General features: G+C 72.6%; 27 protein-coding genes and 1 pseudogene. 14 read left to right on the plus strand and 14 right to left on the minus strand.

The window, feature by feature from the left end; all coding sequences use genetic code 11:
- The first annotated feature begins 60 nt into the window (after positions 1-60).
- Genes O3S82_RS04985 through O3S82_RS04995 form a run of 3 tightly spaced genes read left to right on the plus strand, consistent with a single transcriptional unit; the run spans position 61 to position 3,220 of the window.
- Positions 61-999 (plus strand): crotonase/enoyl-CoA hydratase family protein, encoded by a 939-nt coding sequence (locus tag O3S82_RS04985; protein WP_269306050.1) that lies wholly within the window; start codon positions 61-63, stop codon positions 997-999.
- Positions 996-2,600, plus strand: coding sequence for a class I adenylate-forming enzyme family protein (locus tag O3S82_RS04990; RefSeq protein WP_179425708.1), 1,605 nt, complete (start codon positions 996-998; stop codon positions 2,598-2,600). The genes O3S82_RS04985 and O3S82_RS04990 overlap by 4 nt, the downstream gene beginning before the upstream one ends.
- A 38-nt stretch (positions 2,601-2,638) precedes the next feature.
- Positions 2,639-3,220 carry a TetR/AcrR family transcriptional regulator gene (locus O3S82_RS04995; protein ID WP_179428224.1) on the plus strand — a complete coding sequence of 194 codons (582 nt, stop codon included), beginning with the start codon at positions 2,639-2,641 and terminating at the stop codon, positions 3,218-3,220.
- Between the two features lies 1 nt (position 3,221).
- On the opposite strand, the gene O3S82_RS05000 is transcribed toward O3S82_RS04995, so the two are convergent.
- The 6 genes and pseudogenes from O3S82_RS05000 to O3S82_RS05025 form a co-directional block, all read right to left on the minus strand.
- A complete protein-coding gene (locus tag O3S82_RS05000) occupies positions 3,222-3,920 on the minus strand; it encodes a GAF and ANTAR domain-containing protein (protein ID WP_269306053.1) in 699 nt (232 codons plus the stop codon).
- Between the two features lie 38 nt (positions 3,921-3,958).
- On the minus strand, positions 3,959-4,639 hold the full coding sequence (locus O3S82_RS05005) for a sigma-70 family RNA polymerase sigma factor (protein ID WP_269306055.1): 681 nt from the start codon (positions 4,637-4,639) through the stop codon (positions 3,959-3,961).
- Positions 4,640-4,734: 95 nt separating this feature from the next.
- Complete coding sequence (locus O3S82_RS05010; RefSeq protein WP_269306057.1) at positions 4,735-5,079, minus strand: DUF72 domain-containing protein; 345 nt, start codon at positions 5,077-5,079, stop codon at positions 4,735-4,737.
- Between the two features lie 160 nt (positions 5,080-5,239).
- Positions 5,240-5,422 (minus strand): annotated as a pseudogene (locus tag O3S82_RS05015) (DUF72 domain-containing protein); the annotation flags it as partial.
- A 25-nt stretch (positions 5,423-5,447) separates the two neighbouring features.
- A complete protein-coding gene (locus O3S82_RS05020) occupies positions 5,448-6,947 on the minus strand; it encodes an FAD-dependent oxidoreductase (protein WP_269306059.1) in 1,500 nt (499 codons plus the stop codon).
- Positions 6,948-6,954: 7 nt separating this feature from the next.
- The gene (locus O3S82_RS05025) at positions 6,955-7,119 is read right to left on the minus strand and encodes a hypothetical protein (protein WP_179425700.1); all 165 of its coding nucleotides are present in this window, start codon (positions 7,117-7,119) and stop codon (positions 6,955-6,957) included.
- 170 nt (positions 7,120-7,289) lie between these two features.
- Here O3S82_RS05025 and O3S82_RS05030 point away from each other — a divergent pair, with 170 nt between their 5' ends.
- The 5 genes from O3S82_RS05030 to O3S82_RS05050 are packed head-to-tail and all read left to right on the plus strand — an operon-like array spanning position 7,290 to position 10,214.
- Complete coding sequence (locus O3S82_RS05030; RefSeq protein ID WP_269306062.1) at positions 7,290-8,267, plus strand: iron-containing redox enzyme family protein; 978 nt, start codon at positions 7,290-7,292, stop codon at positions 8,265-8,267.
- On the plus strand, positions 8,267-8,482 hold the full coding sequence (locus O3S82_RS05035; RefSeq protein ID WP_179425699.1) for a CDGSH iron-sulfur domain-containing protein: 216 nt from the start codon (positions 8,267-8,269) through the stop codon (positions 8,480-8,482). Before O3S82_RS05030 ends, O3S82_RS05035 begins: the two co-directional genes overlap by 1 nt.
- Complete coding sequence (locus tag O3S82_RS05040; protein ID WP_179425697.1) at positions 8,475-9,338, plus strand: SDR family oxidoreductase; 864 nt, start codon at positions 8,475-8,477, stop codon at positions 9,336-9,338. Before O3S82_RS05035 ends, O3S82_RS05040 begins: the two co-directional genes overlap by 8 nt.
- Positions 9,338-10,003, plus strand: a complete 666-nt coding sequence (locus O3S82_RS05045) for a methyltransferase (RefSeq protein ID WP_269306065.1) — start codon at positions 9,338-9,340, stop codon at positions 10,001-10,003. Before O3S82_RS05040 ends, O3S82_RS05045 begins: the two co-directional genes overlap by 1 nt.
- Positions 9,978-10,214, plus strand: a complete 237-nt coding sequence (locus O3S82_RS05050) for a hypothetical protein (protein WP_269306067.1) — start codon at positions 9,978-9,980, stop codon at positions 10,212-10,214. The genes O3S82_RS05045 and O3S82_RS05050 overlap by 26 nt, the downstream gene beginning before the upstream one ends.
- A gap of 17 nt (positions 10,215-10,231) precedes the next feature.
- Here the strand turns inward: O3S82_RS05050 and O3S82_RS05055 are convergent, their stop codons facing one another.
- The 4 genes from O3S82_RS05055 to O3S82_RS05070 form a co-directional block, all read right to left on the minus strand.
- Positions 10,232-11,101: an RNA polymerase sigma-70 factor gene (locus O3S82_RS05055; RefSeq protein ID WP_269306068.1), complete on the minus strand. Its 870-nt coding sequence runs from the start codon at positions 11,099-11,101 to the stop codon at positions 10,232-10,234.
- The gene (locus tag O3S82_RS05060; protein ID WP_179425689.1) at positions 11,098-11,667 is read right to left on the minus strand and encodes a carboxymuconolactone decarboxylase family protein; all 570 of its coding nucleotides are present in this window, start codon (positions 11,665-11,667) and stop codon (positions 11,098-11,100) included. Before O3S82_RS05060 ends, O3S82_RS05055 begins: the two co-directional genes overlap by 4 nt.
- A 229-nt stretch (positions 11,668-11,896) precedes the next feature.
- Complete coding sequence (locus O3S82_RS05065; protein WP_269306070.1) at positions 11,897-12,436, minus strand: cysteine hydrolase family protein; 540 nt, start codon at positions 12,434-12,436, stop codon at positions 11,897-11,899.
- A 46-nt stretch (positions 12,437-12,482) separates the two neighbouring features.
- Positions 12,483-13,259: an SDR family NAD(P)-dependent oxidoreductase gene (locus O3S82_RS05070; protein WP_269306071.1), complete on the minus strand. Its 777-nt coding sequence runs from the start codon at positions 13,257-13,259 to the stop codon at positions 12,483-12,485.
- 66 nt (positions 13,260-13,325) lie between these two features.
- Between O3S82_RS05070 and O3S82_RS05075 the strand changes: the two genes are divergently transcribed.
- Complete coding sequence (locus O3S82_RS05075; RefSeq protein ID WP_269306073.1) at positions 13,326-14,462, plus strand: acyl-CoA dehydrogenase family protein; 1,137 nt, start codon at positions 13,326-13,328, stop codon at positions 14,460-14,462.
- A 109-nt stretch (positions 14,463-14,571) separates the two neighbouring features.
- Here O3S82_RS05075 and O3S82_RS05080 read toward each other — a convergent pair whose 3' ends face one another.
- A complete protein-coding gene (locus tag O3S82_RS05080) occupies positions 14,572-15,255 on the minus strand; it encodes an SDR family NAD(P)-dependent oxidoreductase (protein ID WP_269306075.1) in 684 nt (227 codons plus the stop codon).
- Between the two features lie 260 nt (positions 15,256-15,515).
- On the opposite strand from O3S82_RS05080, the gene O3S82_RS05085 reads away from it, so the two are divergent.
- Both O3S82_RS05085 and O3S82_RS05090 read left to right on the plus strand, forming a co-directional pair.
- Positions 15,516-17,117 (plus strand): AMP-binding protein, encoded by a 1,602-nt coding sequence (locus O3S82_RS05085; protein WP_269306077.1) that lies wholly within the window; start codon positions 15,516-15,518, stop codon positions 17,115-17,117.
- A gap of 191 nt (positions 17,118-17,308) precedes the next feature.
- Positions 17,309-17,881, plus strand: a complete 573-nt coding sequence (locus O3S82_RS05090; protein WP_179425677.1) for a hypothetical protein — start codon at positions 17,309-17,311, stop codon at positions 17,879-17,881.
- Between the two features lie 151 nt (positions 17,882-18,032).
- Here O3S82_RS05090 and O3S82_RS05095 read toward each other — a convergent pair whose 3' ends face one another.
- The 3 genes from O3S82_RS05095 to O3S82_RS05105 form a co-directional block, all read right to left on the minus strand.
- Positions 18,033-18,785, minus strand: coding sequence for an SCO1664 family protein (locus O3S82_RS05095; protein ID WP_269306079.1), 753 nt, complete (start codon positions 18,783-18,785; stop codon positions 18,033-18,035).
- Positions 18,782-19,336: a DUF3090 domain-containing protein gene (locus O3S82_RS05100; RefSeq protein ID WP_179425675.1), complete on the minus strand. Its 555-nt coding sequence runs from the start codon at positions 19,334-19,336 to the stop codon at positions 18,782-18,784. Before O3S82_RS05100 ends, O3S82_RS05095 begins: the two co-directional genes overlap by 4 nt.
- 65 nt (positions 19,337-19,401) lie before the next feature.
- Complete coding sequence (locus tag O3S82_RS05105; protein ID WP_179425673.1) at positions 19,402-20,085, minus strand: histidine phosphatase family protein; 684 nt, start codon at positions 20,083-20,085, stop codon at positions 19,402-19,404.
- A gap of 98 nt (positions 20,086-20,183) precedes the next feature.
- On the opposite strand from O3S82_RS05105, the gene O3S82_RS05110 reads away from it, so the two are divergent.
- Genes O3S82_RS05110 through O3S82_RS05120 form a run of 3 tightly spaced genes read left to right on the plus strand, consistent with a single transcriptional unit; the run spans position 20,184 to position 24,955 of the window.
- Complete coding sequence (locus O3S82_RS05110) at positions 20,184-21,341, plus strand: exonuclease SbcCD subunit D (RefSeq protein WP_269306082.1); 1,158 nt, start codon at positions 20,184-20,186, stop codon at positions 21,339-21,341.
- Complete coding sequence (locus O3S82_RS05115; RefSeq protein ID WP_269306085.1) at positions 21,338-24,226, plus strand: AAA family ATPase; 2,889 nt, start codon at positions 21,338-21,340, stop codon at positions 24,224-24,226. Before O3S82_RS05110 ends, O3S82_RS05115 begins: the two co-directional genes overlap by 4 nt.
- 57 nt (positions 24,227-24,283) lie before the next feature.
- Positions 24,284-24,955, plus strand: a complete 672-nt coding sequence (locus O3S82_RS05120) for a TetR/AcrR family transcriptional regulator (protein ID WP_179425667.1) — start codon at positions 24,284-24,286, stop codon at positions 24,953-24,955.
- Positions 24,956-25,135 lie beyond the last annotated feature (180 nt).

The raw sequence follows: 25,135 nt of genomic DNA on the forward strand, positions 1-25,135 counted from the left end.
GACGCGACGGCGACGAGTGATTGCCGGTGTTGATTGACAGTCCGGACGGACTGTGAAATCGTGACGGCGACCACACACCCCGAGAAGGAGCTGAGCGTGCCTTTCACCGGCCACACCGTGCGCTACGAGACCCGCGACCGCCGCGCCTACATCACCCTCGACCGCCCCGAGCGCCTCAACGCAATCACCGCCGAGATGGCCCGCGAGATCCACGCCGCCGTCGACGAGGCGAACGCCGATCCCGAGGTGCGCGTCATCGTCCTGCAGGGGAGCGGCCGCTCGTTCTGCTCGGGCTACGACCTGAAGGTGTACGCCGAGGGCGGCATCGACCACCAGGGGGAGGTCTGGGACCCGATCCAGGACTTCCAGATGATGAAGGCCAACACCGACCACTTCTTCTCCCTGTGGCGCTCGGCCAAGCCGACGATCGCCAAGGTGCAGGGCCACGCGGTGGCGGGCGGCAGCGACATCGCGCTCTCGTGCGACCTCGTCGTGATGGCCGAGGACGCGCAGATCGGCTACATGCCGGCGCGGATCTGGGGCTGCCCGACGACCGCGATGTGGGTGTACCGGCTCGGTGCCGAGCGGGCGAAGCGCATGCTGCTCACGGGCGACACGATCAACGGCGCGCAGGCCAAGGAGTGGGGCCTGGTGATCGACGCCGTCCCCGCCGACGAGCTCGACGCCGAGGTGGAGCGGCTGGCCGAGCGGATGGCCGGCGTCCCGATCAACCAGCTCGTCATGCAGAAGCTCATGGTCAACCAGGCGCTGGACAACATGGGCCTGCAGAGCACCCAGAACATGGCCGTCCTGTTCGACGGCATCACGCGGCACTCGCCCGAGGGCCGGTGGTTCGTGGACTTCGCGAAGGAGCACGGCTTCGGTGCCGCGGTGCAGTGGCGCGACACGGGCCGCTTCATCCCCGACGGCGGCGGAGCGATCCCCACGGCCGACGAGGTCGCGGCGATGCGGCGCGACACGGCGGGCGGCGGCCGATGAGGGCGCTGACCCGGTCGCTGTGGGAGGCCGACACCAGCGAGCCCGTCCTGCCGCTCACCGTCGGCGACCTGCTGCGTGACGGGGCGGGGCAGGCGCCCGACGCGATCGCGCTCGTCTCGGTCGCCCCCGACCGCGACGACCGCGTGTGGACCTACGCCGAGCTGCTGGCCGACGCCGAGCACGCGGCCGCCTGGCTGCTCGAGCGCTTCGAGCCCGGCGAGCACGTCGCCGTCTGGGCACCGAACGTGCCGGAGTGGATCGTGCTCCAGTACGGGGCGGCGCTGGCGGGCCTCGTGCTCGTCACGGCGAACCCCGCGCTGCGCGGCGAGGAGCTGCGCCACGTGCTGGAGGCGTCGGAGGCGGTGGGCGTCTTCCACGTCGACGACTTCCGCGGCACCGACATGGCCACGATCGTGAAGGCCGTGCTGCCGCAGGTGTCGCGGATCCGCGAGGCCGTCGCACTCGGCGGCTGGCTCGAGGACGTCCGCGCCGCCCCGCGCCGCGTGGAGCTGCCGGAGGTCTCGCCGGACTCGCCCACGCAGATCCAGTTCACGTCGGGCACCACGGGCCGCCCGAAGGCCGCGGTCCTCAAGCACGTCGCCATGGTCAACAACGCGCGCTACGTGCGCGAGCGCTGTGACCTGCCGTACGGGGCGACCTACGCCACGGCTCTGCCGCTGTTCCACACCGCCGGCTGCGGCCTGGCCGCGATGGGGACGTTCGGTCAGGGCGGCACGCTCGTGCTGGCCGAGCTCTTCGACCCGTCCCTGCTGCTGACGGCGATCCAGGACCATCGCGTCAAGGGCATCGGTGCGGTCCCGGCGATGCTGCACGCGATGCTCGCCCACCCGGGCCTCGCCGGCTTCGACCTCTCCGCGCTCGACGTCGTGATGTCGGGTGGTGACCTCGTGCCGCCCGTCCTCGTCGACCGCTGGGACGAGGTGTGCGGAGCCCGCTTCAGCGCCGTCTACGGCCAGACCGAGCTGAGCCCGATCGTGTGCCAGACCCGCCCGGACGACGCCCGCGAGGACGCCCTGCACACCGCGGGTCAGCCGCTGCCGAACGTGGACGTCGCGATCCTCGACCCGCGGTCCGGTGAGGTCGTGCCCGTCGGCACGGAGGGCGAGATCTGCGCTCGCGGCTTCCAGGCGATGATCGAGTACCTCGGCCAGCCGGAGGCCACGGCCGAGACGATCGACGCGCGGGGCTGGCTGCACACCGGTGACCTCGGCAGCATGGACGCCCGCGGCTACGTCACCGTGACCGGCCGGATCAAGGACCTCATCATCCGCGGCGGTGAGAACATCTACCCGCGCGAGATCGAGGACGTCCTCGTCACGCACCCGGCACTGGCCTCGGCCGTCGTCGTCGGGCTCGCGGACGCGGCATGGGGCGAGTCGGTCGCGGCCGTGGTGCAGCTCGCGGGCGCCGCGCGTCCCTCGGCGGGCGAGCTCCAGACGTTCCTGCGCGAGCACCTGGCACCGCACAAGACGCCGAAGTCGTGGTTCGTGGCCGATCAGCTGCCGACGAACGCCATGGGCAAGCTGCAGAAGTTCCGTCTTCGCGACCAGATCGCGGCCGGGGAGCTCGCGCAGCTGTGAACACCGCCGCGGAGATTCAGTAACGTGGCGTCGTGTCCATGACCCGCAAGGAGCAGCTCGCCCACACGCGTGAGCGCCTGCTGGACGCCACCGTGGAGTGCCTCGTCACCTACGGGTACGCGGGCACGACGACCCAGCGCATCCAGGACGCCGCGGGGCTCTCCCGTGGCGCCCTGCTGCACCATTTCGGCTCCAAGTCCGAGTTGCTGGTCGCGGCCATTCATCACGTCGCCGACCAACGGTTCGCGATGATCAGCAGCACACTCGAGGAGCTCGAGGACGGTCCGGGTTCGCTGCGGCTGCTCGTCGAGGCGATCCGCGAGGCCATGACCGGTCCGTACTTCCAGGCGGCGCTCGAGCTGTGGTCGGCCTCGCGCACCGACGAGCAGCTGAGGGCCGCTCTGCTGCCGGCCGAGCGTCGGCTCGGCTCTGCGCTGCGCGATCTCTTCCGCCGCCACGCCGGGATCGAGGACCCCGACGAGGAGGCGCTCGCCTTCGAGTCGCTCATGGCCCTCGTTCGCGGGCTGGAGGTCACGCGCAACATGCGCTCCACCTCCGACATGGCCGACCGCGTGGTGGCGGCATGGCTGGATTCGGTCGAACGGGTGCGCCGAGCCTGAGTCAGTCGGACTCGGGCGGCAGCGTGCGCTCGGACACGAGGCGCTCGGCGATGACGCGCAGCTTCGTGTTGGAGTGCTGGGAGTACCGCAGCAGCACCGCGAAGGCCTGCGCGTCGGACAGCGAGAAGCGCTCCATGAGGATGCCCTGCGCCTGGCCGATGAGCTTGCGCGAGTCGATCGCCGCGTTGAGGTTCTGCTCCCGCACGGACGTGGAGATCGCGATGGCCACGTGGCGCGCGAACGCCTCGACCACCGACCGGTCCTCGTCCGTGAACGCGTCGGGATGGGTCGAGTAGACGGTCAGGCTGCCGAAGGCTCGGTCGCGCGTGGACAGCTTCACGCTGACCAGGCTGCGCAGGCCCAGCTCGGCCATGGCCTGCGCCCAGTGCGGCCAGTGCGGCTCGGCGCGGATGTCCGAGACGAGGATGGACTGGGCCTCCTCGATGGCGGCGAGGTCGGGCCCCTCGCCGACCTCGGCCTGGACGGCGCCCGCCTTCTCGACGATGTCGTCCGATCCCGGGACGGTCTCGATCGCTGCCTTCTCGCCGAAGAGCAGGGCGCCCGCGTACTGGGCGCCCACCGCGGTCTTGATGTAGCCGAGCACGGACTCGACGGTCGCTTCGGCCGAGTGCTCCTGATGCATCGACAGGGCCACGTCCGCGAGCTGGTTGATGAGGGGAGTGGTGGTGTCGCCGGTCACGCCCGGATCCTTCCTACAGCCGGTGGAGCTCCTCCATTTTATGCCGCAGCCAGGTCGGGATGCCCGCGGAGCGAGGACAGCACCTTGGACAGCCGGCGCGACACCTGCATCTGGCTGATGCCGAGCCGGTCGGCGATCGCCTGCTGGGTCATCTCGTCGACGTAGCGCCAGTGCAGCAGCTCGCGCGACTCGCGCTCCAGCTCGCGCAGCGGGCGCGCGACCGTGAGCCACTCGTCGACGAACTCGAGGTCGTCGTCCTCGCGCACGAATTCGCGCCGTCCGTGGCTGACGTCGTCCATGGAGTCGGGGTGGAAGCAGCCCCGTGCCGCGGCCGCGTCCCGGAGGTCCTCCGGGGCGACGCCGAGGCGCGCGGCCATCTCGTGGAGGTTCGCCGTCGTCAGCTCGGGCAGCTGCTCGCCGGCGATGAGCGCCTGGATCTCCTGGACCCGGCGCGGGGGTCGCACCATCCAGGCCCGGTCGCGGAAGTGCCGCTTGATCTCGCCCTGGATCGTGGCGGTCGCGAACGGCGGGAACGGGCCCTGAGCGGGGTCGTAGCGCTTCGCCGCCTTGACCAGGGCGAGCCGGGCGACCTGCTCGAGGTCCTCGGCGTCGACGCCGCGGTTGCCGAACCGGCGGGCGAGGGCGGTGGCGAGCGACAGGTGCTCGAGGACGAGGTCCTCGCAGCTCGTCGTGTGGGGGTGGTCGTACAACGCAGTCATGGAGCCTCCGTCGGATCGGGAGAGAACCGGGTGGCTGGGGGTTCAACCGCTCTCAGCCTCACACCGCCCCCGGGGGTCGGCAACCCGAGCGGAGGTCAGCTCGGACGGAGCCGGTGGAGCAGCCGCTCGGCGTCGTGCGGCGCGTGTCCCTGGGAGTCGTTGTCGAAGTACACGTGCACGTCGCGGCCCTCGGCGGACCGCCTGCGACACCACTGCGCCCACGCGTCCAGGGAGGAATCGCTGTAACGACTGGCGTAGAGGCGGGTGTGGCCGTGGAGGCGCGCGTAGGCGATCGAGCTCGAGGGCAGGTCGAGGACGGGCCAGTCCTTGGGCGCGTCCGACCAGACGCCGGCGACGTCGAGATCGCGCAGCAGGGCCGCGAAGCCGGGATCGGCGAACGAGGGGTGGCGGACCTCGAGGGCGTGGTGGGTGGGGGGCATCGACGAGGGCCTCGGTGAGGGCGTGCTCGGGTGGCACGCGGTCGTCGTGCTCGCCCGCCAGCACGGCGGCCTCCGCGGTCGTGCGGACGCCGACGAGTCGCAGCAGGTGCGTCATGTAGCGGCTGCCCTTCAGCGCGAACACGAAGTCCTCGGGCACCTCCGGGGCCCAGCGCTCGAAGGTGGTGCGCCGCTGCAGCGAGTAGAACGTGCCGTTGACCTCGACGGCCGTCAGGCGCGACGCGACGTGCTCGAGCTCGCGACGCCGGGGCAGGCCCTTCGGGTAGAAGTCGCCGCGCCACCCGTCGTAGCTCCAGCCGCTGACGCCGATCAGGAGGCGCGACACGTCCGCCCCTGAGGCGCTCGCGACGTCAGGACTCCTCCGAGGGCTCGAGCCGCTTGAGCGGCTTCGTCGCGGGACCGTTCAGCACCTCGCCCTCGGGGGAGAAGCGCGAGCCGTGGAGGGGGCAGTCCCACGACTGCTCGTGGTCGTTCCAGCGCAGCACGCCGCCGAGGTGGGTGCAGAGCCCGGACACGCGGCAGGTGCCGGTCTCGGAGCGCGACTCGGCGACCACGTGGACGCCCTCGCGGTGCACGCGTCCCTCGCCGGTCTCCAGCGGCGCGTCCGAGCCGGACAGCGCGCGGACGGCGCCGGTGGCGACCTCCTTGGCGACCTTGGCGTTGATCGACGCGCGGCCCTTCACCGACTGCAGCGGCGAGGAGTGGTCGACGACGCTGTCCGCCCAGGGCATCGGGTCGCCGAGCACGTCGTGCGCGATCGCGAGGGCCGCGGCCGTGCCGTTCGTGAAGCCCCACTTGGCGAACCCGGTGGCGAAGCGGATCCGGTCGCCGCCGCGGGGCATCCGCCCGAAGCGGGGCAGCCCGTCGCCAGTGGTGTAGTCCTGCGCGGACCACGCGGCGACCTCGCGAGCGGCGGGGAAGTGCTCGGCGGTCCACGTGCGGATGGCCTCGACGTGCTCGCGCTCGGACTCGGTGCGCCCGACGCCGTGGCCGAAGCCGCCCACCAGCAGCGCGGGCCGCCCGTCGGCGGTGCGGGCGTCGCGCAGCGACACCGAGGGCGAGCCGGACGACAGCGCCATGATCTGCGGCGGGTCGGCCAGCTCGTAGCCGACGACGTACGACCGCTGGGGCTCGAGATCGCTGAAGGCCAGGCTGCGGTCGAGGATCGGCGAGCCGGTAGCGACGACGAGGGACTCGGCGCGCACCGTGCGGCCGTCCTCGAGGTGCGCCGTCGGCGGACCGACCCAGTTCACGCTCGCGACCCGCGCGTTCTCCACGATCACGCCCTGGTGGGCGCGCAGCTCCGTCGCCAACGCGGACAGGAGCGACCCGGGGTCGACCTGCGCCTGGTCGGCGAGGGTGACCGCGCCGTGCACGTGCACCGGCAGGTCGAGCCCGTCGGACCACTCCACCGGGAGGCCCACGGACTGCGCGGCGACGAACTCGGCGCGCGCCCGCGAGGTCTCGTTCGGGCTGGCGGCGAAGGTGGCTGCGGCGCGGCGGTCGATGCGGACGTCGTGGGCCGTGGCGAAGTCGACCAGCCAGTCGAAGCCGGCCCGGTTCTCCTCGACGTAGGACTGCACGACGTCGCGCGAGTGCTGCTCCAGCAGCGTGGACAGGCGCGTGCCCTGCAGCAGCGAGACCTTGGCCGAGCTGTGCCCGGTGGAGCCGGCGCCGACGTAGCGGGCCTCGACCACGCAGACCCGCCGGCCCGCGCGGGCCAGCAGGACGGCGGTGGTGAGGCCGACCACCCCGGCGCCGACGACGAGGTCGTCACAGGCGTCGGGGAGCGTGTCGGAGCCCGCGACCTCCGCGGGCACGAGCCAGAGGGGTCGGTTGTCGCCGGTCATCGGCGCCTCAGGCCAGCCCGTCGCGCTCGAGGAGCTGCTGCTGGACGTCCTGGTTCGGCGCGGCGTCGACCGCGTCGTGCGGCGGGTCGTCCGGCTCGGTCGGGTCGGGCTGCGTCGACGGGTCGTCGGGATCGGGGCCCTCGGCGGGAGCGTCAGGGTGCGGTGTGCTCATGGATCCTCCTCGTTTCGACGGTCGAGGGTCACGTACCCGACTCGCGCGGTTCCATGCGCCGACTCGCGCGGTTCCATGCGCCGGGGCACGATGGGCGCGCGGTGCGCATGAGGCGCGCTCCGGGGGGTACCCCCACCGTGTCCCCCCGTTGCAGATCGAAAGGACCACGGATGCCATCAGCCGTCATCACCGGAAGTGGGCCGACCACGTCGACCCTGCCGCAGCCTCGTGGCGACCTGAGTGCCGCGACCGTCGCGGCCCTCACCGGGGCGATGCCGTGGGACCGGATCCCGCGGGTCCGCCCGTCGAGCGAGGAGGACGGGCTGCTGACGGCCTGGATCGCGCACGAGCTGCACCACCGCGGCTTCGCCGACGTGCAGGACGCGGAGTGGACGCCGGAGCTCATCGCCGTGCGCAACGAGGTCGAGCGCGACCTGGAGGCGCGACTGCGTGAGCGCGCCGTGGGTCGCCTGCCCGAGTCCGCCGATCCCGACGTCCTGCTCGAGTACGTGCGCAACGACGACGGGCCGTCGCTGGCCGCGCACGTGCAGCGCTCCGCCACGGCGGAGCAGGTCCGCGAGCTGCTCTGGTATCGGTCGATCTACCACCTCAAGGAGGCCGACCCGACCGCGTGGACCGTCGCACGGCTGCCCGGTCCGGCGCGCGCCGCGCTGGCCGAGCTCCAGTACGACGAGTACGGCGGCGGTCGTCCCGAGCGGCTCCACGCGCACCTGTTCGCCGAGGGCATGCGCGCCCTCGGCCTCGACGCCCGCGAGGGCGCGGCGATCGACGACGTGCCGGTCGAGGTGCTCGAGATGAACGTGACCCTGACGATGTTCGGCCTCCAGCGCCGGCTGCGCGGGGCCTCCGTGGGCCACCTCGTGGCGTTCGAGGCCTCCAGCTCGGGACCGTCGCGCCGGATGGCGCGCGGCCTGCGGCGGCTGGGCCTGCCGGAGGAGATCGCGGCCTACTACGACGAGCACGTCGAGGCCGACGCCGTGCACGAGCAGACCGCCGCGCGGTTCATCGCCGGCGCGCTGGTCGAGGCCGAGCCGCACCTGGCCGAGGACGTCGCGTTCGGCGTCTTCACGTGCCTGGACCAGGAGAGCCGGTTCGCCACGGCGATGTTCGACAAGTGGGGGATCTGATGTCGCGCCGCGTCGATCTGAGCGTGTGCCCCAACGGACCCCTGCTCATCCGCGGGGACATCGGCGTGCGCGCCCCCGACGGCGAGATCCACCGCACCGAGAGACCCGTCAGCGCCGTGTGCCGGTGCGGCAAGTCCGCGTCGCTGCCCTGGTGCGACGCGACCCACCAGGCGATCAGGACCCGATTCGACGACGAAGGAGAGTCCCATGAGTGAGGACCAGAGCGGCTTCCCGCCGCAGCAGCAGGAGCCCCCGGGCCGCACCGACGTGATGGAGCCCGTGCCCGACCACGGCGAGGAGAGCTACGTCGGCACCGGCCGGCTGGAGGGCCGCAAGGCCCTCATCACCGGCGGCGACTCCGGCATCGGTCGTGCGGTCGCGATCGCGTACGCCCGCGAGGGCGCCGATGTCGCGTTCACCTACATGCCCGAGGAGGTCGAGGACGCCCGCGAGACGTCGCGCCTCGTCGAGGAGGCCGGCCGCACCTGCCTGGCCATCGAGGCCGACCTGCGCGACAGCGCCACGTGCGACCGCGTCATCGCTCACGCCCACGACGGCCTCGGGGGTCTGGACATCCTCGTCAACAACGCCGGCTACCAGATGGCGCGCGACGAGGGCCTGGAGCAGATGGACGACGAGCGCCTCGAGCGCACCTACACGACCAACGTGCTTGCCCTGCTGTGGCTCACCCGCGCCGCGCTGGCGCACCTGGGTCGTGGCTCGTGCATCATCAACAACACGTCGATCCAGGCGTACGAGCCGTCGACGAGCCTGCTGGACTACGCCTCCACGAAGGCCGCGATCAACAACCTCACGGTGAACCTCGCGGCCGAGCTCGGCCCGCGGGGGATCCGCGTGAACGCGGTCGCGCCCGGCCCGATCTGGACGCCGCTGCAGCCCGCGACGCAGCCCGTGGAGAAGCTCGAGCAGTTCGGCTCGGACACGCCGCTGGGTCGCGCGGGCCAGCCCGCCGAGGTGGCGCCGGCGTTCGTGTTCCTGGCGTCGGAGACGGACGCGAGCTACGTCTCGGGCACCGTCCTGGGCGTCACCGGCGGAAAGCCGGTCTTCTGATGCTCCAGGCCACCGAGCCCGAGGCGCGGTCGACCACGTTCGGCGGCCGGTCGATCGGCTACGACGAGCGCGTGCTGACGCCCCGCCCCTGGACGGAGGCGCAGTCGGCCTGGGCCCGCGAGTGGCTCGACCGCGTGCCGGCCGGTCCCGTGCTCGAGGTCTGCGCGGGGGCGGGTCACATCGGCCTGCTCGCCGTGGCCGGCACCGGAAGGCACCTCGTCCAGGTCGACGCCGACCTGCACGCCTGCGTGTGGGCCTCGCGCAACGCGCGGGCGTGGGGCGTGGACTCCGACATCCGTCACGGCGGGATGTCGGAGGTGCTGCTGCCCGACGAGCGCTTCGCCCTCATCATCGCCGACCCGCCGTACCTGACCTCGGACGGCGTCGGGCAGTTCCCGGAGGACCCGCTGACCGCGATCGACGGGGGCGCCGACGGACTCGACCTCGCGCGCGAGTGCCTGACCGTGATCGCCCGGCACCTGTGCCGCGGCGGCGTCGGCCTGCTCCAGCTGCGCGACGAGGGGCAGGGACGCGATCTCGAGGCCGACGCGGCCGAGCGCGGCCTCACGATCGCCGAGAGCCGGCAGCTCGACGGCGGCGCCGTCCTGCTGCTGCACCGCACCACCGATGGAGGACAGCATGGACAGCACGCCGAAGACCGGTGACCAGGCGGAGGGCAAGGCCGCGAAGCTGGCCGACGAGCTCACCGTGGACCCGCAGCACGCGAGCGTCTCGGAGCCGGGCGGGAACGAGCAGGAGGCCGGCACGGAGACGGTGCCCGGCGTCGAGGGCCCCGCGGGGGTTCCCGACCTGCCGACGCCCGACGACCCCGGCACCGGCGGCCCCGGCGACGAGGGCGAGGACGACGACGCCTGACCGTCCGCCCCCGCGGCTCAGCTCCGGCTGAGCCGCACGGGGCCGGTCGCCCCGAGCTTGTCGGGATTGCGCACGATGTTCATCGTGACGACGACCCCGTCCTGCACCACCGCGGTCGCGATCGCGGTGATCGCGCCGGCCTGACGGGTGACGAGGCCCAGCTCGCCGTTGATCCACGCGGCCTCGACGACGACGTCGTCGGGCATGACGCCCGCGAGGAACCGCAGCACCTTGTCGCGCCCGACGATCGGGCGCCGGGCCGCGCTGACCTTGCCGCCGCCGTCGGACACCAGCACCACGTCGGGGGAGATGACGTCCAGCAGCTGCTGGAGGTCGCCCTCGGCGATCGCGCGCTGGAACCGCGCCACCACCTCGGTGCGCTCGCGCGGTGTCACCTGCACGCGCGGCCGGCGCGCGGCCACGTGCGCCCGTGCCCGCCGCGCGATCTGGCGCACCGTGGCGGGCGTGCGGTCGACCGCCGCGGCGATCTCCTCGTAGGGGACGTCGAAGACCTCACGCAGCACGAACACCGCCCGCTCGGTCTCGCCGAGGGTCTCCAGCACGAGCAGCATCGCCGTGGAGACCGAGTCGGCCAGGGCCACGTCGTCGGCGACGTCGGGCGCGGTAACGAGCGGCTCGGGCAGCCACGGCCCGACGTACGACTCGCGCCGACGCGCCAGCGTGCGCAGGCGGTTGAGGGCCAGGCGCGTCGTGATCCGCACGAGGTAGGCGCGCGGGTCGTGGACGTCCTCGCGGTCCTCGGCGCTCCAGCGCAGCCACGTCTCCTGCACGACGTCCTCGGCGTCGGCGGCCGAGCCGAGCATCTCGTAGGCGACCGTGAACAGCAGCGCGCGGTGCGCCGTGAACTCGTCGAGGACGGACGTCACCGCACGTCCGCCAGCGGCAGCTCGCACACGTCGCTGAAGCCCTGGCTGGCCAGGCCGGCGGCCAGGTTGAAGCGCGAGCGCTGGTTCTCCACGGCCACCATCATCGTGAGCTCGACGAGCGCCTGCTCGCCCAGGGCCGCGCGCAGCCCGGATACCTGCTCGTCGGTGACCGTCGGCGGGGTCGCGGTCATCGCCTCGGCGTAGGCCATGACGTCGCGCTCGAGGTCGGTGAAGGCGTCCGACTCGCGCCACCGCGGGACCTCGCGCACCTTCTGCTCGTCGAGGCCCTCGTCGTGGGCCAGGTAGTAGCCGAAGTCGAGGCACCAGCTGCAGCCGATGCTCGCGGCCGAGGCCATCACGGCGTACGACTTCAGGTGCGGGTCGAGAGCGTCCCACGTCGCGACGCGGCGCTCCCACGCCAGCACGGCGCGCAGCACCTTGCGGTGGTTCCACAGCACGGGCACAAGGTCGGGCACGCGGCCGTACATCCGGCGCGCTGCGGCGCTCACGACGCGCGCGGCGGGGGAGTCCATCGGGGCGGCGGGGATGCGGAACGTGCTGGGCATGGTGTCTCCTTCATCGGACCTCGGCGAGGTCGTCCGACATCAAGACACCGGCCGCGACCGATCCGTGACACCCGGCGCTCGACGGCCGCTCCCGCCGCCTGACCTGGCGCCGCGGCTTGGCTGGCAGAGCGGTGAGTCGTCAACCCCATGGCAGCCTGATTCGGTTGGTGACTCACCGCCGCTCGGCGGGAAGGGTTGACCTCTCACCGCTCCTCAGCGGTCGGCTGATTCAGTCGTCGAGGTCCTCGGGGGAGACGACGTCCTGCCGGTACTGCTCGCGCAGCCACTTCAGCGCCGCGTCGTGGGCGGCGCGATCGGCCGACGTCACGGCGCCCTCGGCGATCAGCACGCGCAGGTCGTGGGCGTAGGCGGTGGCGGCGGTCATCGCGAGGCACGCCTCGGTGACCACGCCGCCCACGATCAGCTCGTCCACGTCGAGGGCGCGCAGCCGCTCGAGCAGGTCGGTGCCGTGGAACGCGTCGTCGCGTCGCTTGACGATCTCGACGTCGGGCCGCAGGTCCAGCTCGGTGAGCGTCTCGGCGCCCTGCGTGCCCTCGAGCACCACCGGCTGGTCGTCCTCGCGCATGTTGAGCGCCCACGTCGACTTGTCCTCCGGCAGCACCGTGCGCGCCTCGATCACGGGCACGTCGTGGTCGCGGGCCCAGTCCGCCCAGCGCTGCACCGCGCGGACCAGGTCCGAGCGCTGCTCGGCCAGCGGCGGCGGGTCGAGGAAGTCCTCCTGGAGGTCGATGAGAAGGAGAGCACGCATGGGTCCATCCTGCCGGGGCCCCCGCGTGCTCGCCTCCCGGGACGACCTACTTCGGAGGCATCCGGATCGCGCCGTCGACGCGGACCGTCTCGCCGTTCATGTACGAGTTCGTGACGCACTCGACGACCATGCTCGCCAGCTCCTCGGGGTGGCCGAGGCGCTTGGGGAAGTTGACCGACTCGCCGAGCTTGGCCTTGAACTGCTCGGCGGCCTCGCCCTCGCCGTAGATGGGGGTGTCGATCAGGCCGGGGGCCACGGTGTTGACGCGCACGCCGATCGCCGCGAGGTCGCGCGCGACGGGCAGGGTCATGCCGACGACGCCGCCCTTCGACGAGGAGTACGCCGCCTGGCCGATCTGGCCGTCGAACGCCGCGACGGACGCGAGGTTGCAGATCGCGCCGCGCTCGCCGGACTCCAGCGGCTCGGTGCGACCGATCGCGGTGGCGGCGAGACGGATGGCGTCGAAGGTGCCGATCAGGTTGATGGCGATGACCTTCTTGTAGGCGTCGAGGTCGTGCGCGGACTCGAACGAGCCGTCGCGACCGACCGTGCGCTGGGCCCAGCCGATGCCGGCCGAGTTCACCAGCACGCGCAGCGGCGCGAGCTCCTCGGCGGCGGCGACCGCCGTCTCGATCTGCGAGGTGTCGGTGACGTCGACGTGGATGAACACGCCGCCGACCTCGTCGGCGAGCGCGCGGCCCGCTTCGTCGTTGAGGTCCGCGACGACCACGCGCGCGCCCTTCGCGGCGAGCTGGCGGACGACGGCGGCGCCGATTCCCGAGGCGCCTCCGGTGACGATGGCTGATGCTCCAGTGATCTCCATGTCCTGATCCAACCATTCCGGCGGTGGTCCATGCTGGAGGTGCCGACACACCGAGGAGGACCCACCGTGGCCGTGGAGCGCGTGATGCCCAGCGACGAGGCGAGCGACCTGATCGACCTGACTCGCCAGATCGTCGACGACCAGCTGCGCCCGCGCGTGGACGCCGACGAGCGCTCGGCGACGTTCCCGCGCGACGTGTTCCGCACGCTCGGTCGGGCCGGGCTGCTGGGGCTGCCGTACGCGGAGGAGCTCGGCGGCGGCGGCCAGCCGTACGAGGTCTACCTGCAGGTGGTCGAGGAGATCGCCACGGCGTGGGCCAGCGTCGGCGTCGGCACGAGCGTGCACGCGCTGAGCTGCTTCGGCCTCGACCACGCGGGCACGCCCGAGCAGAAGCAGCGCTGGCTGCCCGACATGCTCGGCGGCGAGCTGCTGGGCGCGTACTGCCTGTCCGAGGCGCACGCGGGGTCCGACCCCGCCGCGATGCGCACCACCGCGAAGCGTGACGGCGACGACTACGTGATCCGTGGCGCGAAGGCGTGGACCACGCACGGCGGCCAGGCCGACTACTACAAGGTGATGGCGCGCGCCGAGGCCGGCATCACGTGCTTCCTCGTGCCCGCCGACGCCGAGGGACTCGCGGCGGACGTGCCCGAGGACAAGATGGGCCTGATGGGCTCGACGACGGCCACCATGCTGTTCGACGACGTGCGGGTGCCGGTCGAGCGCCGGCTCGGCGACGAGGGCCAGGGCCTCGCGATCGCGCTGGCCGGACTGGACTCCGGTCGGCTCGGCATCGCCGCGGTCGCCACGGGCGTCGCCCAAGGCGCCCTCGACGCGGCCGTCGCGTACGCCAGGGAGCGCGAGGCGTTCGGCGTGCCGATCATCGACCACCAGGGTCTGACGTTCCTGCTGGCCGACATGGCCGCGGCCGTCGAGAGCGCCCGCGCCACGTACCTCGCCGCCGCGCGCCTGCGCGACCTCGGCCGCCCGTTCTCGCGGCAGGCCTCGATCGCCAAGCTCGTCGCGACCGACAACGCCATGAAGGTCACCACCGACGCCGTCCAGGTGCTCGGCGGCGCGGGCTACACGAAGGACTTCCCGGTCGAGCGCTACATGCGCGAGACCAAGGTCATGCAGATCTTCGAGGGCACCAACCAGATCCAGCGCCTCGTCATCGGGCGCGACCTCAAGAAGCGCGGCTGACCCCCTCTTCCACTCTTGGAACGCGTTGAACCGTTTCCGTCCGCGAAACGGTTCAACGCGTTCCGAAAGTGGGGAGGGGAGCCGCGCCAGAACGCTCGCGGCGGCTGGCTCAGGCGGCAGGGACGAGGTCGTGGCGGCACAGCTCGACCACCGACTCGGCGGGGGTCGAGCGCAGCCGGGCGCCGCACGAGTCGAAGACCTCGCCCATCCGGGCGGTGTAGCCGAGCAGGAAGCTGCTGCTGATGGCGTGGGCCGCGGCGGGCGCGCGCCGCGCCGGGCACAGGGTGGCCAGGCGCGTGAGGGTCGCGACGAGGCCCTCCGGGTCGGCCGGTGCGAGCCGGAAGACCCAGCGCGGCAGCACGGGCAGCGCCGTCGCGGCGGCGGACGAGGCGTGGACGAGGGTGGTGCCCAGACCGGCCACCGCGAGGGTGGCGGCCGTGACGTTGATCGTGCCCAGGACGCGGGCGCGCACGATGGCCTCGGGTGAGTCGGCCGAGTCGGTGGTGCCGCCCGCGTGGACGACCGAGACGACGGGCCCCGCCTCGCGGGCCGCCAGCATCAGCGCCTCCACCGAGCGCAGGTCGGTGACGTCGGCCACGATCGACTCGGCCGAGACCCCGGGGGAGTCCAGACGGTCCAGGGCGCGCACCAGCCGCTCGCCTCGTGCGTCGCTGAGGACGACGTGATGGTCGCGCGCCAGCAGGCGTGCGGCGGCCAGCCCCGTCTCGCTCGCCCCGCCCGTCACGACTGCCACCCGGTGCGTCACGTCGACCTCGTTCCCGGGACGCGCCACGCGTCCCACCCGACCCATCCTGCGCGCGCCCGCACGCCGGGGCGAGGCTTTCGGCGACATTCCCGAGGTATCTGGAAACCGCTGGGATTCGAGTGACTTTCGCCACCGGCGGGGTCACCCGGAGTTACACCGGTTACGAATCCGTCCTGCGATTCGAGGACGAACCCGCCGCATCTTGGACAAGTCCCTGACGCGATCAAGTGACCCGCTGGTAACCTTCGTCACATTACCTGCCGGTACACACAGGATGCGGAGAGAAGATGGGCGACCTCGGTTACAAGTTGAAGGTGCTGCGGCGAATCGGGCTGCTCAAGGCCCAGAACCCCGTCCGGTTGGTGAAGGCAGGCAAGAAGCTCGCCTCGTGGGGTCCCGGATTCCCGTCCGCCGTCGGCGCCGCGGCTGCCCGCAAGCCCCAGCAGGTCGCGATCATCGACGACGCCGGCCAGCTGACGTGGCGCGAGACGAGCGACGCCATCAACCGCCTGACGCAGGCGTTCAAGGACAAGGGCTTCGTCCCCGGCGACCCGATCGCGGTGCTGTGCCGCAACCACCGCCACATGGTGATCGCCATGGTCGCGATCTCGCAGTTCGGCGGCCGCATGCTGCTGCTCAACACGATGGCCAGCGGCGGCCAGCTCACCGAGCTGGTCAAGCGCGAGGGCGCCAAGATGGTCATCCTCGACCAGGAGTTCCTGCCCGTCGCCGCCGACATCGACCGCGAGTCGATCGTCGTGGCGTGGGAGGACGACGAGACCCACGGCCTGCCCACGCTGGGCAGCCTGGCCAAGGGCCTGTCGCCGGCCGACCACCCGAAGCCGGCCAAGCCGGGCAGCATCGTCATCTTCACGTCGGGCACCACCGGCCTGCCCAAGGGCGCGAAGCGCAAGGAGCCCGAGAACCTCGAGCCCCTGCTGACCTACTTCGGCGCGATCCCGTACGAGGGCAACTCCACCGTGGTCGTCGCGGCGCCGCTGTTCCACTCGTGGGGCCTGCTGAACTTCGGCTTCGGCCTCTCGACCGTCCCCACCTACGTCCTGCGTCGCCGCTTCGTGCCCGAGCAGGTCATCCGGGACATCGCGAAGTACAAGGCCGAGGTCCTCGTCGTGGTGCCGCTCATGATGCAGCGCCTCGTCGACGCCGATCCCGAGGTCATCAAGAGCCACGACGTCTCCAGCCTCAAGATCACCGCGTCCAGCGGCTCGGCCCTGGCCGGCGAGCTGGCCACGCACTTCATGGACACGTTCACCGACTCGGTCTACAACTTCTACGGCGCCACCGAGACCGGCTGGGTCACGATCGCCGGCCCGAAGGACCTGCGCGACGCGCCGGGCACCGCGGGCCGCGTGCCGTGGCACACCGTGGTCAAGGTGCTCGACGAGAACGGCCACGAGGTCCCACAGGGCGAGACCGGCGTGATCCACGTCGGCAACTCGATGATGTTCGCCGGGTACACCGACGGCCGCACGAAGGACTTCCGCGACGGCCTCATGCACTCGGGCGACCTCGGCTACTTCGACGAGGCGGGCCGCCTGTTCGTCGCCGGCCGTGACGACGACATGGTCATCTCCGGCGGCGAGAACGTCTTCCCGCGCGAGCTGGAGGACGCCCTCATCGAGCACCCGAAGGTCCAGGACGTCGTCGTCACCGGCATCCCCGACCCGCAGTGGGGCCAGTGCCTGGCCGCCTACGTCGTCGTCCGCGAGGGCGAGGAGCTCTCGCAGGACGAGGTCGTCGACTACGCCAAGCAGCACGTCGCCCGGTTCGCCGTGCCGCGTGCGGTGATGTTCCTCGACGAGCTGCCGCGCAACCCCACCGGCAAGGTCATGAAGCGCAACCTGCCGGCGTTCGAGACGCTGTCCTGATCGACGCAGGTCCCCGCGACGCCCGGTCCCTCCTGGGGGCTGGGCGTCGTCGCGTGCCGGGGTCCCTACGCACCCGGGACCAAGGGCCCGGGAAAGTGGGTCACTTCGCCTCATCCCGGGGCGCGCGGCGCTCCGTAGCGTCAGTGATGACGACGCAACGACGCGGAGTCATCGCACAGGAGGAACAGATCATGCGCCGCTCGGCATTCGACAAGCTCATCTCGTGGACCGGACTGGCCCTGGCAGGACTGCTGGTGGTCGTGGGCGGCCTGGCCTCCTGGGCACACTTCTTCATCGACGACCAGGTGCAGTCGCAGCTGGTGGCGCAGCGGATCACGATGCCCGAGGGCGACGCGCTGACGAGCCTGTCGGACGCGGACCGCGAGGCGCTCGAGCCCTTCGCCGGCAGCCCGCTCGACACCGGTGCCGAGGCCCGCGCCTTCGCCGACCACTACATCCTCGCCCACATGAACGCCTCCAGCGGCAACCGCACGTACGAGGAGGTCAGCGGTGAGTTCATGGCCCTGTCCGACCAGGAGAAGGCCTCCGAGGCCGGCCAGCAGGTCGCCGCGCTGCGGCAGTCGCTCTTCATGGGCAACACCCTGCGCGGGATGCTCCTGAACGCCTACGCCTTCGGCACCATGGGCCTGATCGCCGGGCTGACGGCCATCGCCTCCTTCGCCGGAGCCGTGGTCCTCGCGGTCCTCGCCGCCCTGGGTCTGCGTCACTCGAAGACCCGCGACGCCGAGCTGGCCAGCATCTGACCGACCCGACACGAGCGGCCGCCCGGAGCCCCGGGCGGCCGCTCCTCGTCGCGGTGACGGTTTCCCCGGTTAACCGGGGAAACTGTTACTTCACGAGGTTCGCGAACCACGTGAAGTGACAGGAAACCTCGTTCAGTCGCAGAGGACCGGCTCAGAAGGGCGGCCAGGGCACGGCGGGCATGTCGCCCTCGGGCGAGGGGAAGACGCCCTCGGCCAGCAAGCGGTCGCAGCGACGGCGCAGGGCCGCCAGCTCGGGCTCGCCGAGCCACTCCGCGAGCGTGGTGCCGAGCTCGTCCTCGAGGCCGTCGCGGACTCGACGCACGCCGCCGAGCTCGTCCTCGGAGAGCGCCTGTCCGAGCCAGCCCCACAGCACGGTGCGCAGCTTCGGCTCCTCGTGGAAGGTCAGGCCGTGGTCCACGCCGTGCCGGTGGCCGCCGGTCATCGCCAGCACGTGCCCGCCCTTGCGGTCGGCGTTGTTGACCATCGCGTCGAACACCGCCATGCGGCGCAGGCCGGTGGAGTCCTCGTGGACGAGCGAGACGGGCCGGTCCTCGGCGTCGAGGCCGTCGAGGACGTGGCACCAGCCGTCGGGGAGGTCGTCCGCCGGCACCAGCGTGACGGCCTCGGCCTCGGGATCGGCGTCCTGCCAGACCTGCAGCATCCCGGCCCCGTGGGGACCCTCGCCCCACCACGTGGGCGGGACGACGTCCCAGCCGGTGGCCTCCGACACCAGGCGCGACGCGACCTCGCGCTTCGCGAGGACGACGTCGGGGAAGTCCCACAGCGGCCGCTCGCCGGCGACGGGCTTGTAGACCACGCGGACGCCGTCGATCCGGCCGACGAAGGTGGCGTTGGACGCGGGCAGGATGCGACCCTCGAGCTCGAGGTCGCCCTCGAGGCTCACCAGGAGTCGTCCGTGGCGCCGCACACGTGGACGTCGCCGTCGATCGGCTCGAAGCACAGCGGGCACAAGGGACGGCCGGCCTCGACGACCGCGCGGGTGCGCTTGCAGAACGAGCGGGCGGCGCCCACGGGGATGCGGACGTGCAGCACCTCCGACGGTCCCTCGGGCTCGGGCTCGAGCAGCGACTCGGGGGAGTCCTCGACGAGCGGGAACGCCTCGATCACGACCTGCGCCGTGGTGGGGTCGAAGCCCAGCGAGAGGATCCCGACCCGGAACTGCTCGACGACGGGGGAGTCCAGCGGACCGTCGTCGTCGAGTCCCTCGGGGGCCTCGGCCGGCACGCTGAACGGGTTGCCGTCCTGGGCCATGAGCTCGTCGAGGACCTCGTCCAGCTTCTCGGCGAGGGTGGCCGACTGCTCCTTCTCCATGAGGGCGCTGACGAGGTGCTCACCCGTGCGCGCCTGGAGGTAGAACGAGCGCTCGCCGGGACGGCCGACCGTGCCGATCACCAGACGGTCCGGCCAGTCGAACTCGTGCACCCGTTGCGCCATGGCACCCATGCTAGGAGCCCGTGCCGCACGCCGCTGGGCGCGTGGACGTGACACGGCTCATGCGATCAGGCACGAGGACCCGCGCCGCCGCCCACCGCAGCGTCGGCGGAGGGCTCGGCGGCCTTGAGCCACGACAGGTCGCCGGCCGAGGTGTTGACCGCGACGACGTCGGGCCGGCGCGACCCGTAGCGGACGATCGACACGGAGGCCGGGTCCACGTGCAGGCGCTGGAAGAGGTCGAGGTGCATGCCGAGGGCATCGGCCAGGACCGCCTTGATGACGTCGCCGTGCGAGACCGCGACCCACACGGCCTCGTCGCCGTGCTCGGCCGCGACCCGTGCGTCATGGCCGCGGACGGCCGCGACGCCGCGCGCCTGCATGGCCGCGAGCGACTCGCCGCCCGGGAAGGCCGCGGCCGCGGGGTGGAGCTGGACGGTCTTCCACAGGTCCTCGGCGGCGAGCTCCTTCAGGGCCCGGCCCTGCCAGTCGCCGTAGCCGCACTCGGTGATCGCCTCGTCGACGGTGGGCTCGATGCCGTGGCGTCCGGCGATCGCGGCGGCGGTCTCGCGGCAGCGCTCGAGGGGGCTGGTGACCACGTCGGCCACCGGGACGTCCGCGAGACGGGCGCCGGTGGTCTCGACCTGCTCGCGCCCGAGGTCGTCGAGGTGGATGTCGGGGAGCCGGCCCGCGAGGGTGCCGGACGTGTTCGCGGTGGACCGACCGTGCCGGACCAGCAGGACGATCGCCATGGCCTGAACCCTAGCGGGAGGCGGATGTGGCCGACGCCGCGGCGACCCGCCCGGTGCGGTGCACCGAATTGTCCGAGCCGCTGGCTAGCGTCGAAGACGTGAAGATCCTCCACACGTCCGACTGGCACATCGGCCGGACGTTCCACCAGCACTCGACCGCCGAGGCCCTCGCCTCGGTGCTCGACGCGCTCGTGGAGGCCGTGCGCGACCATGCGGTCGACGTCGTGGTCGTGGCGGGCGACGTCTTCGACTCGTCCACCCCGTCGGCCGCCGCGGTCGAGGAGCTCGACCGCGTGCTGATCGCCCTGCGTCGCACGGGCGCCGCGGTGGTCGTCACGTCGGGCAACCACGACTCGCCGGCGCGACTGGGCGCCAAGGCCGCCTTCGCGCGCGAGTCCGGCGTCCACGTCGTCACCCGACCCGAGGACCACGCCACCCCCGTCACGCTCGAGGACGAGCACGGGCCCGTGCACTTCTACGGCATCGCCTACCTCGAGCCCGCGCTGATCCGCCACGTGTGGCCCGACCAGCGCCTCGCGCACCAGGCCGACGCGATCGGGTTCGCGCTCGACAACATCCGGGCCGACCTCGCCGAGCGCGGCGGTCGCTCGGTCGTGCTGGCGCACACCTTCGTCTCCGGCGCCGAGGGCGAGTCGTGCGAGTCCGAGCGCGGCATCACCGCCGGCGGCCTCGACCGCGTGCCCGTGCCCACGTTCGACGGCGTCACCTACGCGGCGCTCGGCCACATCCACGGTCGACACACGCTCGCGCCCCACGTCCGCTACAGCGGCGCGCCGCTGCACCTGTCGTTCTCCGAGCAGGACAAGCCGCGCGGCGCGTGGCTCGTCACCCTCGACGCCGACGGCCTCGGCGCCGTGGACTGGCTCGACCTGCCGGTCCCGCGGCCGCTCGCCACGCTCACCGGCACCCTCGACGAGCTGCTCACCGACGCCGCGCACGCGGCGCACGAGTCGTCGTGGGTCCGCGCCATCCTCACCGACGACGCGCGTCCTGACGACCCCATGCGCCGGCTGCAGCGTCGCTTCCCGCACTGCGCCCTGCTGGAGTTCCGCCCCAGCCGGGTCGACGACTCTGTGGCGCCCACGGATCCCCGTCGGCTCGCCACGCTCACCGACCAGCAGGTCATGGCCGAGTTCCTGTCGTTCGTGCGCGGGGGAGAGGGTCCCACCGAGGCCGAGGCCGCGATCCTCGACGACCTCGTCGGCCACGTCGCCGGCACCGAGGCGGCGCGATGAGGATCCACCAGGTCTCGATGACGGGGTTCGGCCCGTTCCGTCAGACGCAGACCGTCGACCTCGACACGTTCGCCGCCCACGGCATCTTCCTCATCACCGGCCGCACGGGCGCGGGCAAGTCCAGCATCCTCGACGCGGTCGTCTACGCCCTCTACGACTCGGCCCCGCGCTACGCCACCGGCGGCGGCAAGCAGGTGCGCAGCACGCACTGCACGCCCGACGAGCCCACGCGGGTCGAGCTCGTCTTCAGTGCGGCCGGTCGCACCTACCGCGTCGTCCGCACGCCCGAGTACCCGCGGCCGAAGGTGCGCGGCACCGGCATGACCCGCGAGAAGGCCACCGCCGAGCTGTCGGTGCGTGAGGGCGATCAGTGGGTCGGGATCGCGGCCCAGCCGCGCACCGTCGGCGAGGAGCTGCACGAGATCCTGCCGCTGCGCTGCGACCAGTTCCTCCAGGTCGTCCTGCTCGCGCAGGGCGACTTCCAGCGCTTCCTCGTCGCCTCCAGTGAGGACCGCCAGAAGCTGCTGCGCACCCTGTTCCGCAGCGAGCGCTTCAGCGACTACGACGTCGAGCTGCAGCGCCGCGCCGGCGCCCTGCGACAGTCCCTGCGCGAGGCCGAGTCCGGCACCGCCGCCACGATCTCCGCCCTGGCCCAGCACGCGGGACGGGACGTGCCCGAGGAGGTCGACGAGGCGTGGATCGCCCAGGTCCTCGAGACGCACGACGCCGACGTCGAGCTCGCCAGGGGCGACCTCGACCAGGCCACCAAGGAGGTCGAGGCCGCCGCCGAGCTGCTGCAGCAGGCCACCGAGCTGGCCGAGCGCCAGCGCCGCTTCGCCCGTGCCACCGAGGCGATGACCCTCGTGGTGCAGCAGGCGCCGGCGATCGCGGCCGACCGTGTCCGTCGCGACCTCGCCGTGGCCGCCCAGTCGGTCGAGGTGGCGCACCGGGCCCGGGTCGTCGCCGCGGCCCGTGCCGAGGAGGCCGCGGCCGGGCTCGCCGCGGCGCTGGCGGGATTCGAGGAGGTCGTCGACGGTCCGCCGCCGACCGACCTCGTCCAGCACCGCGACCGGCTCACGTCCGACCTCGCGGTGCTCACGGCCCGCCTCGCCGACGAGCAGGAGCTGGAGCGCCTGCGGGCCCTCGCGGGCACCCTGACCGAGCAGCTCGACGACCTCGGGCGGCGGGCCGACGACCTCGCGGCCCAGGCCCTCCACCACGACGCGGTCCTCGAGCGCGAGGTCGACGTCTCGGCCGAGCAGGCGGGGTCCGCCCTCGAGCGGCTGCGCGACGAGCTCGCCCTCGCCCGCAAGCGCGCCGCCGCCGAGCGAGAGCTCGCCGCGGCGCAGGTCGAGGAGCTGCAGCGCGGCAAGGCCCGCACGGCGGCCTCCACGGTCCTGGACTCGCTCAACGAGCGTCGCCTCGCCGAGTACGCCGGCACCCTGGCCCAGGCGCTCGTCAAGGGCGAGCCGTGTGCGGTCTGCGGCTCGGCCGAGCACCCGGCGCCGGCCGTCCTGGCCGACGGGCACGTCACCGAGGAGGCGCTCGACGAGGCGCGGCAGGCGTTCGACCGCGCCGACCACGCGGCCCGTCGCGCGGGCGAGCAGGCGGCGGCGCTTCGGGCCACGGTGCAGGGCTGGGCCGAGGTCCGTCCCCTCGACGAGCTCACCGCCGCGGTGCGCGAGGCCGAGGACGCGCTGGCCCGGGCCCAGCAGGCCGAGCAGGAGCGCGTCGACTCGCGAGCCGCCAAGGAGCGCATCGCCGCAGCGCTGGCCGATCTCGGGGTGCAGCGGGCGGCGGTCCAGCAGCGCGCCGCCACCACCGAGCAGCAGGCCGACGCCCTGGCCGCCACGGTCGCCCGGGTCCGTGGCGACTCCGGCTCGGTCGTGGAGCGCATCGCCGTCGTCACCGGCCACCTCGAGGCCACGAGCCGTCTCGTCGAGGCCCGCGCCGCCGACGAGGGTGCGCGCGAGCGCCTCCGGGAATGCGGCGAGACCCTCGCCGCCACGCTCGACCAGAACGGCTTCGCCGACGAGGGCGAGTTCGCCCAGGCGCGCCTCGACGCGGCCGCGATCGCCGACCTCAGCCGACGCATCGAGAAGCACGAGGCGCTGCGGGTGGCCAGCCAGACCGCCCTCGCCGCTCCCGAGCTACAGGACCTGCCCGCCGAGCCGGTCGACATCCAGGGCCCGCAGGCGGTGCACGCGCAGGCGCGCGAGACCTGCGAGGCCGCCACGATCCGCTACGGCTCGGTCGAGACCAGCGCCGTCACGGCGCACCGGCTCGCCACCACGATCCGAAGCGCGTGGGCCACGCACGCGCAGGCCCGTGCGGAGCTCGCGGTCCTCGACCGGCTGGCCCGGTCGGTGCACGGTGAGTCGCCCAACACGCGGCGGATGCGCCTCGAGAGCTACGTCCTGGCCGCCGAGCTCGAGCAGATCGTCGTCGCGGCCAACCTGCGCCTGCACGCGATGTCCAGCGGCCGCTATGCACTCGAGCGCAGCGACGTCACCGCCACCCGTGGCTCGAACTCCGGACTCGAGGTCCGGGTCCGCGACGAGTACACGGGCGTCACCCGCAGCCCCGAGTCGCTCTCGGGCGGCGAGAAGTTCCTCGCGTCGCTGGCGCTCGCGCTGGGCCTGGCCGAGGTCGTCACCAACCGTGCCGGAGGCATCACGCTGGACACCCTGTTCATCGACGAGGGCTTCGGCTCGCTCGACGCCGAGACGCTCGAGGTCGCGATGCAGACCCTCGACGGGCTGCGTCAGAACGGCCGCACGATCGGGCTCATCAGCCACGTCGAGACGATGAAGGAGCGCCTGCCCGCGCAACTCGCCGTCGAGCGCACCGCCGACGGGTGGAGCCGGGTCGAGGCGCGCGCCTGATCGCCGGCGTCTGCCGAAGCGCCGGACAGGCCGTCCGCGCCCACCTATCCTGCGGGAATGGAGGACGACGGTCTGCTCAGCCTGCTGCCCGATCGCCTCGACCTGCCCCGCGGCCGATCGGCCCTGTCGAAGTCCGACGTGGAGGCCTCCCGCCGGGGCCGCATCATGCAGGCCGCGCTCGACGAGGTCGCCGAGTCGGGCTACGCCGCCGCCACCGTCGCCGCGATCACGAAGCGGGCCCACGTCTCGCGCTCCTCGTTCTACGACGCCTTCGCCGACAAGGAGGAGGCCTTTGCCGCCGCGCACTGGCACGCCAGCGACCTGGCCCTCACGCGGGTGTGGGAGCCGGCGCTCACCCGGCCCGACCTCGAGTTCGACGAGCGCATCGCCACGGTGCTCGCCAGCTACCTCCACGTGCTGGAGACCGCGCGGTCGTTCACCGTCTGCTTCTTCGTCGAGATCCTCGCGGCGGGGGAGCGGCTGGCACGCCAGCGCGAGGAGATGCTCGAACGGCACGTGCAGATCCTGCACGAGCTGGCGAAGGTGTCGTCGGCCGACGACCCCACGATCCGGCTGCCCGAGCACGACGTCCTCCGCGCCCTGATCGGCGCGTTCGACGAGCTCGTCGCGCGGCGGGTGCGCAGCCAGCGACACGACGAGGACCTCGACCTCGCCGCCGTCGCCCCGCCGATCCGGGAGATCGTCACGGCCGTCATGCACCGACCGTGACGCAGGCCACGTCCCGACACGCTCGTGGTGGTGGCGGGACAGTTGTACTCGCGGTGTACTTTTGCCCATGACGGTGTGGTTCGTCTCCCCCGACCGAACCCCGTCCGACAGGTCGGTGCCCCCGCTCACCCCCCGATCGCGGGGGCACTGACCTCGTCCTCTCCTTCACCATTCACCGCA

It is taken from the genome of Aeromicrobium sp. HA (assembly GCF_027171405.1).
In the GTDB taxonomy this organism is placed as follows: Bacteria; Actinomycetota; Actinomycetes; order Propionibacteriales; family Nocardioidaceae; genus Aeromicrobium; species Aeromicrobium tamlense.